The 17,528-nt window shown below is 71.7% G+C and carries 17 protein-coding genes; 5 read left to right on the top strand and 12 right to left on the bottom strand.

Going from position 1 to position 17,528, the window contains the following annotated elements; genetic code table 11:
- Positions 1-62 precede the first annotated feature (62 nt).
- Positions 63-2,996: an AfsR/SARP family transcriptional regulator gene (locus ACN9MM_RS18780; protein WP_426364705.1), complete on the bottom strand. Its 2,934-nt coding sequence runs from the start codon at positions 2,994-2,996 to the stop codon at positions 63-65.
- Between the two features lie 202 nt (positions 2,997-3,198).
- Between ACN9MM_RS18780 and ACN9MM_RS18775 the strand changes: the two genes are divergently transcribed.
- Positions 3,199-4,053: an MOSC domain-containing protein gene (locus tag ACN9MM_RS18775; RefSeq protein ID WP_426364704.1), complete on the top strand. Its 855-nt coding sequence runs from the start codon at positions 3,199-3,201 to the stop codon at positions 4,051-4,053.
- A 464-nt stretch (positions 4,054-4,517) separates the two neighbouring features.
- Here ACN9MM_RS18775 and ACN9MM_RS18770 read toward each other — a convergent pair whose 3' ends face one another.
- A complete protein-coding gene (locus ACN9MM_RS18770; RefSeq protein WP_426364703.1) occupies positions 4,518-4,856 on the bottom strand; it encodes a MerR family transcriptional regulator in 339 nt (112 codons plus the stop codon).
- Between the two features lie 937 nt (positions 4,857-5,793).
- Complete coding sequence (locus ACN9MM_RS18765) at positions 5,794-6,438, bottom strand: type III effector protein (RefSeq protein WP_426364702.1); 645 nt, start codon at positions 6,436-6,438, stop codon at positions 5,794-5,796.
- Positions 6,439-6,571: 133 nt separating this feature from the next.
- Here ACN9MM_RS18765 and ACN9MM_RS18760 point away from each other — a divergent pair, with 133 nt between their 5' ends.
- From ACN9MM_RS18760 to ACN9MM_RS18750, 3 genes are all read left to right on the top strand, one after another.
- On the top strand, positions 6,572-7,006 hold the full coding sequence (locus tag ACN9MM_RS18760) for an Hsp20/alpha crystallin family protein (protein ID WP_426364701.1): 435 nt from the start codon (positions 6,572-6,574) through the stop codon (positions 7,004-7,006).
- Positions 7,007-7,096: 90 nt separating this feature from the next.
- The gene (locus tag ACN9MM_RS18755) at positions 7,097-7,495 is read left to right on the top strand and encodes a DUF2267 domain-containing protein (RefSeq protein WP_426364700.1); all 399 of its coding nucleotides are present in this window, start codon (positions 7,097-7,099) and stop codon (positions 7,493-7,495) included.
- Between the two features lie 89 nt (positions 7,496-7,584).
- Positions 7,585-8,040 carry a DUF2267 domain-containing protein gene (locus ACN9MM_RS18750; RefSeq protein ID WP_426364699.1) on the top strand — a complete coding sequence of 152 codons (456 nt, stop codon included), beginning with the start codon at positions 7,585-7,587 and terminating at the stop codon, positions 8,038-8,040.
- 110 nt (positions 8,041-8,150) lie between these two features.
- Here the strand turns inward: ACN9MM_RS18750 and ACN9MM_RS18745 are convergent, their stop codons facing one another.
- The 6 genes from ACN9MM_RS18745 to ACN9MM_RS18720 form a co-directional block, all read right to left on the bottom strand.
- Positions 8,151-8,462: an SCO5918 family protein gene (locus ACN9MM_RS18745; protein ID WP_426364698.1), complete on the bottom strand. Its 312-nt coding sequence runs from the start codon at positions 8,460-8,462 to the stop codon at positions 8,151-8,153.
- Positions 8,463-8,511: 49 nt separating this feature from the next.
- Positions 8,512-8,916: a CBS domain-containing protein gene (locus ACN9MM_RS18740; protein ID WP_426364697.1), complete on the bottom strand. Its 405-nt coding sequence runs from the start codon at positions 8,914-8,916 to the stop codon at positions 8,512-8,514.
- 46 nt (positions 8,917-8,962) lie between these two features.
- Entirely contained in the window at positions 8,963-10,474 is a 1,512-nt protein-coding gene (locus ACN9MM_RS18735; protein ID WP_426364696.1) for a DEAD/DEAH box helicase, read from the bottom strand.
- A gap of 250 nt (positions 10,475-10,724) precedes the next feature.
- The gene (locus ACN9MM_RS18730; RefSeq protein ID WP_030323642.1) at positions 10,725-10,928 is read right to left on the bottom strand and encodes a cold-shock protein; all 204 of its coding nucleotides are present in this window, start codon (positions 10,926-10,928) and stop codon (positions 10,725-10,727) included.
- A gap of 373 nt (positions 10,929-11,301) precedes the next feature.
- Positions 11,302-11,457 (bottom strand): hypothetical protein, encoded by a 156-nt coding sequence (locus tag ACN9MM_RS18725; protein ID WP_426364695.1) that lies wholly within the window; start codon positions 11,455-11,457, stop codon positions 11,302-11,304.
- Between the two features lie 358 nt (positions 11,458-11,815).
- Entirely contained in the window at positions 11,816-12,754 is a 939-nt protein-coding gene (locus ACN9MM_RS18720) for an alpha/beta fold hydrolase (RefSeq protein WP_426364694.1), read from the bottom strand.
- A 127-nt stretch (positions 12,755-12,881) separates the two neighbouring features.
- Between ACN9MM_RS18720 and ACN9MM_RS18715 the strand changes: the two genes are divergently transcribed.
- Positions 12,882-13,514, top strand: coding sequence for a TetR/AcrR family transcriptional regulator (locus ACN9MM_RS18715; RefSeq protein ID WP_426364693.1), 633 nt, complete (start codon positions 12,882-12,884; stop codon positions 13,512-13,514).
- 172 nt (positions 13,515-13,686) lie between these two features.
- Here ACN9MM_RS18715 and ACN9MM_RS18710 read toward each other — a convergent pair whose 3' ends face one another.
- The 3 genes from ACN9MM_RS18710 to ACN9MM_RS18700 all read right to left on the bottom strand — a co-directional run bounded on the left by ACN9MM_RS18710 (position 13,687) and on the right by ACN9MM_RS18700 (position 17,521).
- Positions 13,687-16,242 (bottom strand): ABC transporter permease, encoded by a 2,556-nt coding sequence (locus tag ACN9MM_RS18710; RefSeq protein ID WP_426364692.1) that lies wholly within the window; start codon positions 16,240-16,242, stop codon positions 13,687-13,689.
- Between the two features lie 78 nt (positions 16,243-16,320).
- On the bottom strand, positions 16,321-17,094 hold the full coding sequence (locus ACN9MM_RS18705; RefSeq protein WP_426364691.1) for an ABC transporter ATP-binding protein: 774 nt from the start codon (positions 17,092-17,094) through the stop codon (positions 16,321-16,323).
- Positions 17,095-17,287: 193 nt separating this feature from the next.
- Positions 17,288-17,521 (bottom strand): hypothetical protein, encoded by a 234-nt coding sequence (locus tag ACN9MM_RS18700; RefSeq protein WP_426364690.1) that lies wholly within the window; start codon positions 17,519-17,521, stop codon positions 17,288-17,290.
- Between the last annotated feature and the right edge of the window lie 7 nt (positions 17,522-17,528).

Below are 17,528 nucleotides of genomic sequence, written 5' to 3'. Positions count from 1 at the left end.
GCACGCGGCCGCAAAAGGCCTGGTCGACGACGAAGTCCCAGGTCGCTGACCTGGGGCTTCGTTCACGAGCGGACGACGGGAACGGCCGGCCGCTGGGGCAGCTGGTTCGTGCCGCTGAGTTCTTCGGCCTCGCCGAAGCGCGCCTGGGCAGCGGCGCTCTCGCCGAAGTGTGCGTGGGTCCGCCCGATGGCCAGCAGGGTGTCCGTCGAGCCGCCGGCGTCGCCGACCCGGCGTCGCAGCGCCAGAGCCTCGGTCAGGGCGTCGAGCGCCTCGTCACGCCGGCCGAGTACGCGCAGGGTGTCGCCGAGATCTTCCAGGGCGATGGCGATGTTGGTGAGATACCCCAGCTCGCGGCACATGGCCAGCACCTGGCGGTACACGGCCTCAGCCTCCCGGAGCTCGCCGGCGGCGCGATGGGCCGTGGCCAGCCCGCTCAGGAGCGGAGCCTCGCTGCGCTCGCTGCCGGACCGCCTGAAGAGATCGATGGCCCTCCGCGCGTGGTCGAGGGCTTGTCGTGGCTGGTGCGTCCCGCTGTAGGCCCGGGAAAGGTTGGAGTAGACACCCGCCCGGCACTCGAGATCGCCGCTCGCCTCGAAATGGGGGAGGCAGTCCAGCAGACAGGCGAGGCTGGCGTCGTGCCGGTGCGCCATGCGGTGCGCCACCCCGAGGCGGAACAGGACCCATGCCCGCCCCTCGTGGTCGTCGTGCGCCTTCGCCGTGGCCAGCGCCGACCGCAGGCAGGTGTCCCACACGCCGGTCCACCAGTACGTGGTGGCGTGGCCGAAGAGGTTGAGGGCCAGCCGCCAGGCCAGATCCGGGCGCGGGGACAGCGCGGCCGCCTGGACGGCTTCCCGCAGGTTGGGCAGCTCCTGCACGAACCACGCGAGCGCCCCGGCGGCGTCGTCGAAGCGCGGCGCCCGGCCCGCCGGGCCCTCCTCGAACCTCGGCCCGGCGGGCATGCCGGGCGCGATCGTCGCACTGGCCGCTTCGGTCGCGACGGTGTACCAGGTCAGGAGCCTCAGCAGCGCCGTGCTCCGGGCGGGCCCGGACTCCTCCGCGGCGCTGAGCTCGGCCGCGTACTCTCCGACCAGGTCGTGGAACCGGTATCGCCCGGGCTCCGGATTCTGCAGCAGATGTACGTCCCCCAGGAGGCCGAGCACCTCGGCGGTCCTGCGCGCGGGAAGGTCGATGAGTGCGGCGCAGGCATCGAGGCTCAGCCCATCGCCGCGCCACAGGCTGAGCAGCCGGAAGGCACGTGCCGCCTCGCGTTCGTGGCGGTCACGGCTGTCCCGCAGCATCCGATAGCTGGAGGCGAAGGAGGTGCGGACGGACAGGCGGCCCGCCGACAGGGCCCGCAGCCGGCCGTCACCGGCCTCCAGTTGCTCCGCGATCGTGCGCAGCGGCCAGGAGGGGCGGACCCTCGCCTTCGCCCCGACGATCCGCAGGGCGAGGGGCAGTCCGGCACAGGCCGCCAGGATCCGCGTCGCGTCCCCGTCCTCCGCCAGGACCCGGTCGGCACCGCAGAACGCCGAGAGCATCGCCCGCTGGTCGCCTTCGCCGAGCGGCTCCAGCGGAAGCCGGGCTCCGACGGGCAGGTCGGGCAGCGCGTTCCTGCTCGTGATCAGGACCGAGCAGCCGGCCGAACCCGGCAGGAGCGGGAGCACCTGCTCGACGTCGTCGGCGTTGTCGAGGACCATCAGCACGCCCCTGTCCGTCAGGCAGGTCCGGAGCAGCGCCGCGCGCCCGTCGGTGTCGCCGGGTATCGGCAGGCCGGGACCGGCCGGAGCGTCGGACAGATCGCTCAGGAATCGCCCGAGCAGGTCGTGCGGGTCCTGGCGGGTGCCGAGCCCGAATCCGTGCAGGTCCGTGAACATCTGGCCGCCAGGGAAGCGGTCGCGCAGGATCCGCGCGGTGTGGACGGCCAGGGCGGTCTTCCCTACGCCGCTCATCCCGGTGACGACCGCCATGCGGGGGCCCCGGTCGTCCGGCCGGGGGGTGAGCAGCTCGATCAGGGTCCGGACCTCGTCGGCGCGCCCCGTGAAATCGGGGACGTCGGCGGGCAGCTGGGACGGGGCTGACCGGGCCCTGACGGTGCGCGGGGCAGTGGCTTCGCCGGGCGCGTCGGCATCGGCGTCGGCGGACGCGGCGCCGCCGGGGTGCCCGGTCGCGGCGTGCACCGCATCGGCGTGCCGGCCGTTCTCGGCGGCGACGGCCGGGCCCGTCGCGGCGACGGCCGGGCCCGTCCACTGCAGTGCCGGGTCGTCGACCAGCAGTGACTGATGCAGATCGCGAAGGGCGCGGCCCGGATCGGTGCCGAGCTCCTCGGCCAGGTCTTTGCGCACGCGCTCGAACGCGAGCAGCGCCTCGGCCTGGCGACCGCTGCGGAACAGGGCGAGGATCAGCTGCGCGCAGAAGACCTCGTGCAGCGGGTACCGGGCGGTCCACCGGCTGACCTCGGGAACGATCTCGTGGTGATGCCCCAGCCGGAGCTCGGCCGCGAAGTGCCACTCCCGGGCCTGCACCCGCGCCTGCTCGTAGTGGGTGATCTGGGGACGCAGGGTCTCGGACACGGGGGCGTCGGCGAGCGGAGCACCGCGCCACAGCTGTTCGGCCGCCCGGGTCAGGCGGCTGACGGACACCCAGTCCTGCCGGGACTGTGCCGTCTTCGCCTCGGCGAGCAGCAGGGTGAAGTCCTCGGCGTCCACCTCGCCGGCGTGGACGAGGAGCCGGTAGCCGGTCGGTACGGACGTGAGGCGCTCGGCGTCGACGGCCGACAGGGTTCGCCGCAGCTGGCTCACGTAGTTGCTCAGGGCGGCGGCGGCCGTCGCGGGCGGACGTTCACCCCACAGCGCGGCCGCGAGCCGCTCACGTGAGACGAGGCGGTTCGGCTCGAGAAGCAGTGCGGCCAGCAGGGCCCTGCTCTTCGGAGTGGGAACGGCGAGGGGCCTGCCACCGGCGTCATGGACGGTCAGCGGACCCAGCAGACCGAACCTCATCCCCACCGCTCCGTGATCCCCGGGCACACCACCGCGCTGATCATAGCCAGCGCCGAAAACGGGCCGTTGACGTTCCATTGCCGCCGCCCCGCAGACTCGGGGGACGGGGACCGACATGCACTGGAGCCGAGAAGAATCCGGAAGCCGAGAAGAATCCGGAAGCCGAGAAGAATCCGGAAGCCGACAAGAACCAGGAGGCCCTGTGGCCAAGGTCGTGGAACTCACGTATTACCCGGTCAAGGGCTGCGCGGGCCTGTCCGTGCACGAGGCCTTCATGACCCCGGCAGGACTCCCGCACGATCGCTCGTTCATGGTCGTCGACGAGAACGGGGTCTTCCGCAGCCAGCGGCGCGATCCCCGGCTGGCGCTGATACGCCCGAGCGTCGAGGCCGACGGAACGCACCTGACCCTGGAGGCCCCGGGCTCCGGCACCGTCACCGTCCCGGTGGACTCGTCATCCGAGCGACGGCCGGTAGAACTGTTCGGAGCTCCGTTCACCGGCATCGACCAGGGCGACGAGGCAGCGGCCTGGCTCTCCGCGGTGACAGGCAGGCCGAGCCGACTCGTGCGGGTGCCGCCCGAGCACGACCGGATCACCGACGGGCTCGTCGCGGGCACATCGGGCTACGCCGACAGTTGCGCGGTGCACGTCGTCTCCCGGTCGTCCATGGCCGGCCTCAACGAGCGCCTCGTCTCCGACGGCGCGGAACCGCTGCCGGTCAGCCGGTTCCGCCCCAACATCGTCGTCGACGGATGGGACGATCCGCACACCGAGGACCTCGCACGCCGCATCACCGTCGGCTCGGTGGAGTTGGCGTACGCCAAGCTCGCCATCCGCTGCGCCGTCACCCTGGTCGACCAGCGATCCGGGTGCCGGAGCGGGCGGGAACCGATCCGCACCCTCGCCACCTACCGGCGGGCCGCTGAGGGCGGCGTCGCCTTCGGCGTGAAGCTGGCCGTGGTCCGGCCCGGCCGACTCTCCGTCGGCGACGACGTGACGGTCGGCTCGTGGGGAGCGTCGGAACTTCGCGCCGACAGCGCGGCGACGGTCACGTGACCGGGCCGGAGGGTCCGGTCGACGACGAAGCCCGGTCGCCGGTGGTCCTTCCCCTCCCCGGAACCGCGTCTGTGGCCCACGTGGAGGACGACCTCACGGCGGCCCACCTGCTCCTCGACCCGGAAGACCTCGTCGCCCCGGACTTGCCGTCGGCCTGAGCCCCGCAGAGGAACGGCCTCTGGGGACCGGTCCTGCCGCCGACTCGGCGGATCCCTTGTCGACCGCTGCTCACCGTCTCGAAGGGCACGGACGGGGCACGGTGCCGGAGGGCGGAGCGCAGCAGCCGGGCCACGGGGGGAGCGGCAAGGGCAGGTAGGCGGCGGAAACGCGTGGGGCAGCGCCTACCGGACCACTCGTGCTGCCGACATGGGGCGGACCTCGCGCGAGCATCTGCGCGTGAGCAATTCTCCGCCGAGCCCTCGGGTTGCCCCCTTCGGTCGATGCCGACGGCGGGCGGACTCACCTCAAGCCGAGTCCGGTGGCGCGTCGGATGCGGCGGCACGGCGGTATTCGGCGTTGATGCGCTGGGCCTCTTCGAGCTGGTCTTCGAGGACGATGATGCGGCAGGCGGCCTCGATCGGTGTGCCCTGGTCGACGAGTTCGCGGGCGCGTGCGGCGATGCGCAACTGGTAGCGGGAGTAGCGACGGTGGCCGCCCTCCGAGCGCAGTGGGGTGATCAGGCGGGCCTCGCCGATGGCGCGGAGGAAGCTCTGTGTGGTGCCGAGCATCGCGGCGGCCCGGCCCATCGTGTAAGCGGGGTAGTCGTCGTCGTCGAGACGGTCGTACGAGTCATCTGCTGTCATTTGCACCTCTCCGGGAAAACGCGTTGAGGGGCCCTGGCGCCGTACCGGCACCAGGGCCCCGAAGGAACTACTACACCACCTGCCGGCCCTGATACTGCGCCGGCTTTCTGTGTCCGCGCACCCGACCTGGTCGCTGTCGGGGTTGCGGGGATCGCGGTTGCTTGACCGGAGACCACCTCACTATCGCGATGTCCTGCGGTACCCGGGCTCAGGCTTACGCCCGGGCGATCCTGATGGCGTGGGTTCCTCCGTTCTTCCTCGGTGATCAACTGCTTACTACGGGAACTGCGTACTACGGGAACTGCGTACTGCGGGTACTGCTGGTGATGCGAACTGCTCAGTGGCCTGTGACAGCGCCACTCTTCGACAGCCAGCCCCGTCGCCCGTCCTGCGTCTGCTCTGGCTTGGAACCCCACTGCCGAACTTCCCGGTGCGCGCGTCCGCAGCCGACGCCTTCACCAGGGGTACCGCTCACTGACTTCACTGCTGGGTACTGCGCACTGCACTCACGGGTACCGCACCTGGCATGGCCGCAGTCCCGCTTGTGGCGGCCCCTGATCACTGCGGGCCACCCGGTCCGGCCGTCAGTCCCGTCGCCGTCCTGCGAAAGCCCTGGCTTCGAGACTCCACCGCCGCACCGTCCTGCTCACTGCAACTACCTCTACTGCCGGCCGGCAGTTCATCTCTGCCAGGCCCTGCTTTCTCTCTGTGCTACGAGAGAAACCATAACCAGGCCAATGCCCAATGTCTACTCCGGCCGACATAGATTTCCGTGTGTCCGGTGAGCAGGTAATCGGCCTCCAGCGGTGACGCGGAGGGTCGAGGGGCGGTCACCGCCAGGCTGACCGCGGCATTCCGCCCGGGGATGGCGGGGCCGGGCGGTGGTGAGGCTCTCGGGGCTCGCGATGGGCCAGGAGGACCGCTGCGAGGCTCCGGGTCAGGGCTGAGAGGGGTGGGAGCGGCGCTGGTCGCTTTCGTCGCGGAGGCGTGTGGTGCGGCGGGTGAGGGTGTCGACGCGCTCGGCCAGGCCGGGGTGGAGGGGGGCGAGGTGGGCGTGAGTGCGCGCGAGCGGTGCGAGGAGCAGGGCGGGGTCGCTGTGCGCGAGCGCCGCGGAGAGATCGGCCCGCGTGTCTGCGGGCAGGGTGTCGAGGGCGGTGATCTGTCCGGCGAGTTGGCGCAGGTCGGCGGCGTTCGAGCGGGCCCAGGCCGTGACGGTGCGGTCGGCGGCGCGGCGGTCGCGGATCGTCTGGACGCGTTGTTCTCCGGTGGCGCCGGGGCTGCCGGGGCGTACACGCAGGTAGCGGCGCTCGGCTGCCTGCCGGCTCGTGACGCCCAGAGGGTGGGCGAGGTCGGCCCAGCTGGCGCCGGCATCCCGGGCGGTTTCGATGAATGCCGGCTCCCACCCGGCGAGCTGTTCGCGCAGCTCACGCAGAAGAAGGAGCGCGGCGAGCGCTTCCGTCGAGGAGCCCTGCGGTGCCGTGGCGGGGGTGGGCGCGGATCGGGCCGTGCGTACGGCCTCGTCGATCGCGGCCAGGGCGGCGACGGCCGCGGGGAAGGTGACCGGGTGGTCGGCTCCTGTCACAGGATCACGCCCTCTTCGTCATGTCGTCCATTCGTTGACACTCTGCTTGTCGTCGTTCGGATGACATGTTACAACGGAGGGCAGATGCAGCGCATTGGCAGTCACTGCCTGATCCGACTGGAGGTGTTTCGCGATGTTGATGCGCACCGACCCGTTCCGCGAGCTCGACCGCCTCACCCAGCAGATGCTGGGTACGACCGGCACCTGGTCACGGCCTTCCGCGGTACCGATGGACGCCTACCGCGAGGGTGACGTCTACGTCATCGCCCTCGACCTGCCCGGCGTCGCCCCGGACGCGATCGACATCGACGTCGAGCGGAACATGCTGACGGTCAAGGCCGAGCGCCGCCCCGTCGCGAAGGCCGACGACGTGCAGATGGAGCTTTCCGAGCGGCCCCTCGGCGTCTTCTCCCGGCAGCTGATGCTGGCCGACACCCTCGACACCGAGAAGATCACGGCCGACTACGAGGCGGGCGTGCTCACGCTGCGTATTCCGATCGCCGAGCGCGCCAAGCCCCGCAAGATCACCATCGGCCGGGGCGACGACCGCAAGCAGATCAGCGGCTGAGCCGCAGGGAAGACCGGGAGCGGAGGGCGGAAGCCTTTCCCCCTCCTCCGCCCTCCGCTCCCGTATCCGCGTATGCGCATGGGGGTCGTGATGAGACTGCGATGGCAGACGTTCCTCGACAAGGTCCAGGAACGCGGCGACTACAGCTCGCCCCAAGAGGCCGAACGCGCCGCCCGCACCGTGCTGGCGCTGCTCGGCGCCCATCTGGTCGGTGACGTGCGGGCCGCACTCGCCGCCCGTCTGCCGGAGACCTTCGCCCTGGTGCTCCTCAACCCGCTCCAGGCCACCGAGCCTCTCTCACCGGAACGCTTCGTACGCGCGACGGCTGCCTGGATCGAAGGAGCAACCGAGCGGACCGCGGCCTGGGACGTCAGCGCCGTACTCAGCGTCGCCGCCGACGCGGTCGGCGAGGAACTGACCGCCCGGATACTCCTGCAGCTCCCGCCCGGCTACGACCTCCTCTTCGGCCGGCCGCACCACCCCGGGTAGCCGGCACCTCTTGGAATGTGTTCGCTCCGCCCGGTCCACGGACCGGGCCCGAAGAGAACGGCGATCTCCCAGTCATGACTCTTCAGACCATGACCACGACGGCCCCCGCCCACGGGAGCGTCACCAGCGCGCCGCCCTACTCCCAGTTGCTCGAGCGTGTGCGCTACGAGGGCGCCTACCCGACCCTCGAACGCGCCGACGAAGCCGTCCACTGCGTGCTTGCCGCGCTGGGACGACAGCTCGTCGGCGACGAACGCGTCGACCTCGCCGCGCGCCTCCCCGTCGAGGCCGCCCTCGTCCTCACCGCTCAGGTCCCCGCCGTCACACCCCTCACCGGGTGGGAGTTCGTCAAGGACCTCGCCCAACGCACCGGCAGCACACCCGCCGGCGCCCGCTGGAACGTCGGCGCCGTCCTCGCCGCCGTGTCCCAGCTCGCCGGACCCGAACTCCTCGACCGCATCATCAACCAGCTCCCCTCCGGCTACGCCCTCCTCTTCGGAAAGGCCGAACTTCTCCAGCCGCGGCGCGGGACCGACCACTTCTGACCTGTCCCCCCCCGCATGCCCACCGATACGCGAGAGGGCCCGGCCGGCGGTTGCCGGTCGGGCCCTCTCGGTTGTTCGGGCGTCAGCTCACGTTCGCCCGTGGGGCACGGTCAGGCCGCCGCCGGGGCGCTGAGCATCGCGGAGGCCTGCTGGAACGCGTCGGAGGCACAGGTGGGCGCGGTGTTCTGGGGGAGGCCGCGGCAGGTGAAGCCGAGCTTGGTCATGGCACGGAGGACTTCACCCGCGCTGAAGTCGCGACGGTCCTGGCGGGTGAGGACCTGGCCGACCTGCATGACGGGGTAGGTGCGGCGGCCGATGATCACGGACTCGCCGGTGATCTCCTCGGGCTTGACGCCCTTCATGGAGTCCAGGACGCCGCTCTTGGTGAGGTCGAAGGGGAAGCGGGCAATGACACAGCGCACGATGCCTCACAGGGAGAGGAAGGGGATGGTTCCGCCGGGGTGAGGCGGTTCACGCGAGGACGAGGGCGGGCGTGAGCGCGCCCGGAGTGTCGTCCTGTTCGCCCGTGCCGGACGAGGTGACGACCCGGGGACGCACGGCCCGCCCGGTCGGCAGGGGGGTGACCGGGGTGAGCGGCGGCCCGCCGTCGCCGGACAGGTCGCGCAGCTGGAGCCGGTCCGTGTAGGTGGGGCTCTCGCGGACGGTGGTGAGCTGGGCCCGGGTGACCAGGCCGGTGCGCAGGCCGTCGTTGTCGCAGACGAGCAAGTGCCCGGTGCGGGCGCCGGCCATGACCGAGAGGGCCACCTCGACGGTCATGTCGTCGCAGACCCGTGGTGCCGTGTCCACGGCGTCGGCCGGCGTCAGGTGCGCCGGGGCGGGGTGCGTCGGGCGGGGCTGGATCGGGACCGGCGTCACAACGTGGCTCCTGCAGAGAGGGGTCGGCTTCCGGATGGTGTACGGCTCAGGCCGCCGCGTCGCCGGCGGAACGCCGTCCGCCGGCGCGCCTCGCCGCCGAGGCGGGCCCGCGCCGACCGCGGGGGGCCGAGCCGCGTTTGCGCTGCTCGGCCGGCGGCGCGGTGATCGTCACGGGGATGCCGGAAGGGGTCTGGGCGCCCGTGATCCGGCGCAGCGCTTCCTCGCCGGAGCGGACCTGGGTGGTCGTGGGCACGATGCCGGCGGCCGCCATGAGACGCGTCATGTCGCGGCGCTGGTTGGCGGTGACCAGGGTGACGACGCTGCCGGACTCGCCGGCCCGGGCGGTCCGGCCGCCGCGGTGGAGGTAGTCCTTGTGGTCGGTGGGCGGGTCCACGTTGACGACGAGGTCGAGGTTGTCGACGTGGATGCCGCGGGCCGCGACGTTCGTGGCGACCAGGACGGTGACGTGCCCGGCCTTGAACCGGTCGAGGGTACGGGTGCGCTGCGGCTGCGACTTCCCGCCGTGCAGCGCGGCGGCCCGGACACCGCAGTGGAGGAGGTCCTCGGTGAGGCGGTCCACGGCGTGCTTGGTGTCCAGGAACATGATCACCCGGCCGTCGCGCGCCGCGATCTCGGTCGTCAGCCGCTGCTTGTCGGCGCCGTGCACGTGCAGGATGTGGTGCTCCATCGTGGTGACCGCGCCCTGTGACGGATCCACGGAGTGGACGACGGGGTCGGTGAGGTAGCGGCGGACCAGGAGGTCGACGTTGCGGTCCAGGGTCGCGGAGAACAGCATGCGCTGGCCCTCGGGACGGACCTGGTTCAGGAGCGCGGTGACCTGGGGCATGAAGCCCATGTCGGCCATCTGGTCGGCCTCGTCGAGGACGGTGATCGAGACCTGGTTCAGCCGGCAGTCACCGCGGTCGATGAGGTCCTTGAGACGGCCGGGGGTGGCCACGACGACTTCGACGCCGCTGCGCAGCGCGTTCGCCTGCCGGCCGATCGGCATTCCGCCGACGACGGTGGCCAGGCGCAGCCTCACGGCGCGGGCGTAGGGCATGAGGGCGTCGCTGACCTGCTGGGCGAGTTCCCGGGTGGGGACGAGGATCAGCGCCAGCGGCTGACGGGGCTCGGCGAGCTGTCCGGCGGTGCGGGCCAGCAGGGCCAGGCCGAAGGCGAGGGTCTTGCCGGAGCCGGTCCGGCCGCGGCCCAGGACGTCGCGGCCCGCCAGGGAGTTCGGCAGGGTCGCGCCCTGGATGGGGAACGGGACGGACAGGCCCTGTGCGGTGAGCGCGGTCAGGAGGCGCCGGTCCAGGGCCAGGTCGGCGAAGGTCTCGACGGCGGGCAGCGCCGGAGTGATCGTCTTCGGCGGGGCGAACTCCCCCTGTACGGGGGCGGGACGCCTGCCGTATCCGCCCGACCGGCTCGGGCCGCCCGATCGGCTCGCGGCGGACGAACCGGAGCGACCGCCCCGGCCCGTTCCGGCGGAGGAGTCGTACGCGTGACCGCCGTTGCGGCGGGTGCGGGCGGAACGGCCGTTCGTGCGGGTGGGGTTCATACAGAACCTTCCTTGATGCGGCGCGTATCGAGGAATTCCGGCAGCGGATGGACAGCGTCGAGAATCACAGGCACGGGCCGAATGAAATGCGAAAGCAGGCGGCCTGGCTCAGGCAGAGAAATTGTCGGCGCAAGCGGGCGGCGAAAGAAATGCCAGAGGCTCAGGTATGCGTGAGAACCCTGCAAAATGCATGCAGCTGGGGCCCGCACCCCGAGGGATGCGGGCCCCAGCTACGTATTACGCGTCAGCGTCAGGCGGAAACGATGTTCTCGGCCGTCGGACCCTTCTGGCCCTGCGCGATGTCGAAGGAGACCTTCTGGCCCTCCTGGAGCTCGCGGAAGCCCTGGGCGGCGATGTTCGAGAAGTGGGCGAACACGTCAGGGCCGCCACCGTCCTGCTCGATGAAGCCGAAACCCTTTTCCGCGTTGAACCACTTCACGGTGCCAGTAGCCATGTCATATCTCCTTGGGGCAGTACGACGGAATCCGTACCGTACGGACGCCGTGTCGCCGCGATGATGCCCTGCCCGGAAAATGACCGGAAATACAAAGCGCTTCCGTGTGGCACGCGGCCGACGGGAGGCGCTTGAAGTTTTTGGGTACCAAAACTGCAACTGGGTTCGACAGTAGCACGTCACCGCAGTCTATGGCGTCGAACATTTCCCCTCTGTGTGTCGCCGACAAAAACTCTCTCTGCGATGACCGCTAAAATCTCAGGCCGCGAACACAGGTATTCATTCCTCCGAAGAGGCGTTCAGGAGGCAAGGCGACCAACCGGCCGCGGCGTCGGCCAGGGCCCCGGGGAGAGTCGCGTTCCGCCCGAATTGATCATGAAATCCAGTCCGCTACCCAGCCCGCGGCGACCCTGTCGACGACCTCGTCCATACGGCGGGTCTGCTGCTCCAGGTAGCGCTGCATGGCGTCGAGGTCGCCGGCCAGCCTGGTCAGGCTGGCCTCCGAGACGTCCAGATCGGCGTCACGCATCCTGAGCCCCCGCTCGTCGCGTCGTCCGTGCGCATGTTCCAGTCCGCGACGGCTCACCCCAGCGGGCGGGCCCTGGCGGTCGGGGGCGGGAGCCGTGAGGAGGCTGAATGACGACGAAGGCCCTGGTCGCTGACCAGGGCCTTCGTTCAAGAGCGGATGACGGGAGTCGAACCCGCGCTATGAGCTTGGGAATCACCCGGTACTTGGGTGTGCATGTGTCCTCTGACCTGCGGCGATATTCGCCGGCGGATCCGTCCCGGCTGCTTCTGGCGCCCCCGTGTCGACCGCTGTTCACCGCCCCTACTGGCGCGTTGTGACACGGAGGCACCGCCGACGGCCGTTTCTCGCTGGCGTAGCCCTATGCGTCGACCCCAGCAGGATCGAGGGAATCGACGTCCTCCATGAAAGACAGCATCCGGGCGTTGACCACGTCCGGGTGGTCGATCTGCGGGCCGTGTCCGGTCGCGGTGATGATCTCGGCGCGGGCTCCGGGGACGAGGCGCGGTACGCGCTCCAGCTGCCGCTTGGGGTGTACGAGCAGGCTGTGCTTGCCCATGATGACGTAGAGCGGGGTCCGGATGGACCGCAGCTCGTCCTCGGCCAGCGGCAGGGGTGCGGGGCGGCGGATCCGGTATGCGCGGGCGCCGAGCTGGATCCACTTGCGCATCTCGGGGATGGCTATGACCGGCTGGTCCAGCCACTTGGCGAGCCGGGGGCGCAGCGCCTTGGGGGCCAAGGTGGCGAACAGGCTCACGAAGACCCAGGCGAAGAAGCGCAGGCCGACCTTCTCTAGGCCGCCGGGGTCGAGGGCGGTGACGGAGGCGAGCCGTCCGGGTCGGCGGTGGGCCTGGTTGAGCACCAGCCAGCCGCCGTAGGAGGAGCCGACCAGGTGGACCCGGTCGAGGCCGAGGGCGTCGAGGGCCTCGTCCATCCACTGGGCGGCGCGCTCGGGCTGCCACATGGGCTCGCGGTGGACGCTGCGGTTCGCGTCGCCCGGGGTGTCGAGCGCGTAGACGGGGCGGTCGAGGCTGAGACCTGGGGTGTTGGGGTACCACATGGCCGAGCTGTAGCCGGCGCCATGGATCAGGACGATCGGGGTCCGGGACTCGGCGGCGGGGTCCGCGGGCCCGTACCGGTAGACGTGGGTGGTGCCGAAGCTGGTCTCCACGTCCGTCTCGGAGCGGGCGGGTGCCCCCATCGCGTAGAGGACGTCGGCTTCGGCGAAGTAGCGGTCGCGCAGGGCGTCGTTGACGTAGTGGCCGACATCGTGGCGTACGCGGGCGGTGTTCTCGGGCACGGCGGCACCTCCTGTGAAGATCCGTTCTTCGTGGTACGACCGTATCATCAATGTGATACATCGGTATCATGAAGTACTTCGGGTGGCGGAGCGCGAACCCACTATCGACAGGCGGAGACACGGAAACATGCCGAAGCGTGTGGATCACGAGGAGCGGCGCGCCCAGATCGCCGAGGCGCTCATCCAGGTCGCGGGGCGGCGCGGACTGCATGCGGTCGGCATGCGGGACGTGGCCGCGGAGGCCGGTGTGTCGCTCCGGCTCGTTCAGTACTACTTCGAGACCAAGGAAAAGCTGCTCTTCTACGGCCTCCGGCATCTGACCGACCGCTTCACCGCGAGGGTGGGCGCCCGGCTGGCCGCTGTCGGCCCGGACCCGGGCCCGCGCGCCACGGTGGAGGCGCTGCTGCTGGCCTCGCTGCCGACTGACGATGAGAGCCGTACGTTCCACCTGCTCTACAGCTCCTACGCGATCCTGTCCGTGACCGACGGGGCGCTGGCCGCCCAGCCCTTCATCGACAACCCCGACGCCGCGGAGAACGCCCTGACGGGGCTCCTCGTGCAGGCGCAGGAGGCCGGTCTGGCCGACCCGGACGCCGACGCGCGCACGGAGGCGATCAGCCTGCTCGCGATGGCGGCGACCATGAGTACCAGCATCCTCGTGGGCCAGCGGAGCCCGGAGTCGGCGATCGCGGTGCTCCATCACCACCTGGATCGGATTTTCTCGACCGCCGGGACATCGGCGAACGGGGGCCCAATCTGACGCGCTGCTGCGGCACTTGTGGCATACGAACGGCGCGTGGGCTCTGAAAGGTCTGGAGGACGAAGAAGGCCCAGGTCGGTGACCTGGGCCTTCACATCTGAGCGGATGACGGGAATCGAACCCGCGCCGCCTCCCGGCCTCGGTAGCGGTTGCCCGGGAGCCGCGGCGAGTGTCACGCGTTCGCGGCCGCCTCCAGGGGGCTCAGGGCGGCTGCCCGGCGGGCGGGGACGGCGGCCGCGAGGACGCCGATCGCGAGGGAGAGCAGGCACACCAGGAGCAGGGTTCCCCAGGGCGGTGCCAGGGTGTACTGCTCGATGGCGCCATTGGCGAGGGAGCCGACGGCCCAGGCGGCGAACAGGCCGCCCGCCAGGCCGAGGAGGGTTCCGAAGCCGGCGACGGTCAGGGCCTCCAGGCGGATCATGCGGCGGACGCCGGCGCGGTCCATGCCGAGTGCGCGCAGCGCACCGATCTCGCGGGTGCGTTCGGCGACCGACATGGCCAGCGTGTTCACGATGCCGAGCGCGCTGATGACGACGCCGATGCCGAGCATCCCGTACATCACGTCCAGCAGGTCGCCCATGGTGCCCGCGGCCTCGCGGACGAGCTGGTCGCGGTCCTGCACCGTGAGGAGGGGGTTGTTGCCGACGGCGGTGCGCAGCCGGTCCTCCAGCGCCGCCGTCGGCGGGCCGTCGGTGCGCAGGAGCACGCGCTGGACGGAGCCGGGCAGGAAGCTGTGCGCCGCGACCTCGCCGCGGCTGCCGAGCGCGTCGCGGGCGACGGGGTTGTCCTGGTAGACGCCCACGACCTGGTACGGGGTGGGCCTTCCCGCGCGGCCCATCTGGACGTTCAACCGGCCGCCGGTGGTCACTCCGCTCTCGCGGGCGAGGGTGGTGGAGACGGCGATCCGGCCCGGTGCCAGGTCTTCGGCGGAGCCGGAGACGAAGTCGAGCTTCATCGTGTCGCGCACGGTGGCGGGGTCGACGCCGGAGATCTGCCGGACGCCGCTGCCGGTGAACAGGGTGGAGTCGGTGATCGGGTGCGCGGCGCGCACGCCGGGGGTCTCGGCCAGCCGTCGTACGGCGGCTGGGTCGATGCCCGTCATGGTGGAGCGCGTGCTGACGACGTGGTCGGCGCCGAGCCCGGCCGCCGCCTGGCGGTCGAGTGCCTGTCCGGTGGAGTGCCCGATGGCGGCGAGGCCGGTGAGGAGGCCGGTGCTGATGAGCAGGGTGGCGGCAGTGGCCGCCGTGCGGCGCGGGTCGCGCAGGGCGTTCTCCCGGGCGAGGCGGCCGGTGACGCCGAAGCGCCCGGTCAGCCGCCCCATCAGCCGGATCACCGGGCCGGCGAGCAGCGGCGCGAGCACGAGCAGGCCGGCGGCGAACAGGCCGCAGCCGGCCATGGCGTCGCGCAGGTTCTCCTCCGAGGCGTCCTTCGCCCCGCTGAGCGAGATCAGCCACCCGGCACCGAGAGCGAGGAGGACGAGGCCCACCGCACCACGCAGCCGGAACCGCTGTGCCGGAGGAGGCTGTTCGGCTGTGCGCAGCGCCTCCATGGGCGAGGTCCTGGCGGCCAGGCGGGAGGGCAGCCACGCGGCGAGCACGGTGACGCCGACGCCCACGCCGAGCGCCGCCACGACCGAGCGCGGGCCGATCACCAGGGGGCCGCTGGGCAGGGCGCTGTCACCGCCGAGGACGTGGGGCAGCACCGCCGCGATGCCGAGGCCGAGCATGAAACCGGCCGCCGAGGCGGCCAGGCCGACCACCAGGGCCTCCAGGAGGACGGAGCGCGACACCTGACGGCGCGAGGCGCCGATCGCCCGGAGCAGGGCGGTCTCGCGGGTGCGCCGCTTCACGAGCATGGTGAAGGTGTTGACGATGAGGAACGAGCCGATGAAGAGCGAGACCCCGGCGAAGACCATCGGCACTTTCTCGTAGCCGCGGGTCAGGGTGTCGACGAGGATGGCCTGCTGGGCCGCCTGCGCCTGGCCCGTGGTGGCCTCGGCGCGGTCGGCGGGCAGGACAGCCGTGACCCGGTCGGCGAGTTCGTAGGCGGTGGTGCCGGGCGTGGCGGTCAGGTCGATGCCGGTGTAGTGGCCGGGGGTGGCGAACAGCTTCTGGGCGGTCGCCTTGTCGAAGAGGACGAGGGTGCCGCCGGCGGTGACGCGGGTGTCGTCCGTGGTGACGAGGCCGACGAGGCGCGCGGTCATGACGGGGCCGTCCGTGGCCAGGGTGACCGTGTCGCCGAGCCGGAAGCCGCCCGCGGCAGCGGTTCCGAGGTCCGCGGCGATCTCGCCGCCGTGCGCGGGGGCGCGGCCCTCGGCCAGCGGGTAGCGGCTGTCCTTGCCGTCCTTGCCTGGTACGTACGCGCCGGCCAGGTTCGCCCAGGCCCGGCCGGTCCGCAGGGGGCTGCCGTCCGCCGCGTTCAGGGTGGCCGAGCCGTCGGCCGACGGCCTCACGGCGGCGACGCCGGGCACCCGGGCCAGCTGGGCGACGAGCGCGTCGTCGAGCACAGCCCGCGGGTCGGAGTCCGTACCGGGTTCGGGGGCCTTCTCGGTCACGGTGACGTCGATGCCGGCGAAGGTCTTCGACGCGGCGGCGCGGTGGGCGGCGGCGGTGGAGTCCGCGAAGACGAGGGTGCCGCTGACGAACGCGACGCCCAGGCAGACGGCGAGGACGGTCATGGCCAGCCGCGCCTTGTGGGCCAGGAGGTTGCGCAGGGTTGTTCTCAGCATGGGGCGTGGAGACTTTCCGGAGGAGGACGGGGAAGCCGGGGCGGCCTGGTGGGGTCGGTAGCGGAGCGGGGGTGCGGCTCAGCTGTCGTGGGAGCGGGATCCCAGGCTCTTCATGAGGTCGAGGACGCGGTCCGGGGTGGGCCGGGCCATCTCCTCGACGAGGCGCCCGTCGGAGAGGAACACGACGCGGTCGGCGTAGCCGGCGGCGACGGGGTCGTGGGTGACCATGACCACTGTCTGGCCCAGTTCGCGCACCGAGTCCCGCAGGAAGCCGAGGACTTCGGCGCCGGAGCGCGAGTCGAGGTTTCCGGTGGGCTCGTCGCCGAAGACGATCGCGGGGCGGGAGGCGAGGGCGCGGGCGACGGCGACGCGCTGCTGCTGGCCGCCGGACAGTTCAGCGGGCCGGTGGCCCAGGCGGTCGGCGAGACCCACCATGGAGACGACCCGGTCCAGCCACGCGCGGTCGGGGCGGCGGCCGGCGATGTCCATCGGCAGGGTGATGTTCTCCAGGGCGGTCAGCGTCGGCAGCAGGTTGAACGCCTGGAAGACGAACCCGATGCGGTCCCGGCGCAGTTGCGTGAGCTGCCGGTCGCCGAGCCGGGCGAGTTCGGTGGTGCCGACGCGTACCGACCCGGAGGTGGGTGCGTCGAGGCCGGCGACGCAGTGCATCAGGGTGGACTTACCGCTGCCCGAGGGGCCCATGATCGCGGTGAACTCGCCCTCCCGGAAAGCGATGCTGACCCGGTCCAGGGCGACCACGCGGGTGTCGCCGGTGCCATAGACCTTCATCAGGTCGGTGGTGGCGGCCGCGATGCCGGTCGTCGGGTGCGGCGGCAGGAGGTCGGCGGTCATGGGGCTCCTCTTCTCGTACGGAAAGCGCACGTGAAGGGTGTCCGGCGGACGTATCGGGGCCAGGGCCACCGTGTATCGGCGTCCGCTCAGGCATGCGGCAACCGCGTAGCGGGCCGGGTACGGGAAAGGGCCTCCCCGCCGTGTCCGCGCGTCGGGGGCGCGGGCGGCGGGGAGGCCCTGAAGGGGCGCGCCACTACCGGCGCTCGCCCAGCGCGACGACCTTGCGGGCGAGCGCGCCGACGGCCAGGAGCGTCCCGCCGAGGAACAGCCCGATCGCGCCGAGCACTGCGGCGGGCTGTCCCGTCTCGCCCGCCCCGGTGTTCGCGGTGAGCCCGCCGACGACGAGCAGCAGGGACAGGACGGTGGTGAGGGCGCCGGCGGCCAGGGCGCCGCGGGACAGGGCGGTGGTGTGGACGGTCGGGTTCACGGTGGCC

The organism is Streptomyces sp. E-08 (genome assembly GCF_049913095.1).
GTDB lineage: Bacteria > Actinomycetota > Actinomycetes > Streptomycetales > Streptomycetaceae > Streptomyces.
Note: the sequence above shows the minus strand (reverse complement) of the source record. Positions and strands in the feature narration are given on the sequence as shown.

Coding starts and splice junctions, on each gene's coding strand:
- ACN9MM_RS18780 (WP_426364705.1), bottom strand. CDS start 2,996: ATGAGGTTCGGTCTGCTGGGTCCGCTGACCGTCCATGACGCCGGTGGC.
- ACN9MM_RS18770 (WP_426364703.1), bottom strand. CDS start 4,856: ATGACAGCAGATGACTCGTACGACCGTCTCGACGACGACGACTACCCC.
- ACN9MM_RS18760 (WP_426364701.1), top strand. CDS start 6,572: ATGTTGATGCGCACCGACCCGTTCCGCGAGCTCGACCGCCTCACCCAG.
- ACN9MM_RS18755 (WP_426364700.1), top strand. CDS start 7,097: ATGAGACTGCGATGGCAGACGTTCCTCGACAAGGTCCAGGAACGCGGC.
- ACN9MM_RS18750 (WP_426364699.1), top strand. CDS start 7,585: ATGACCACGACGGCCCCCGCCCACGGGAGCGTCACCAGCGCGCCGCCC.
- ACN9MM_RS18735 (WP_426364696.1), bottom strand. CDS start 10,474: ATGAACCCCACCCGCACGAACGGCCGTTCCGCCCGCACCCGCCGCAAC.
- ACN9MM_RS18730 (WP_030323642.1), bottom strand. CDS start 10,928: ATGGCTACTGGCACCGTGAAGTGGTTCAACGCGGAAAAGGGTTTCGGC.
- ACN9MM_RS18725 (WP_426364695.1), bottom strand. CDS start 11,457: ATGCGTGACGCCGATCTGGACGTCTCGGAGGCCAGCCTGACCAGGCTG.
- ACN9MM_RS18715 (WP_426364693.1), top strand. CDS start 12,882: ATGCCGAAGCGTGTGGATCACGAGGAGCGGCGCGCCCAGATCGCCGAG.
- ACN9MM_RS18710 (WP_426364692.1), bottom strand. CDS start 16,242: ATGCTGAGAACAACCCTGCGCAACCTCCTGGCCCACAAGGCGCGGCTG.
- ACN9MM_RS18705 (WP_426364691.1), bottom strand. CDS start 17,094: ATGACCGCCGACCTCCTGCCGCCGCACCCGACGACCGGCATCGCGGCC.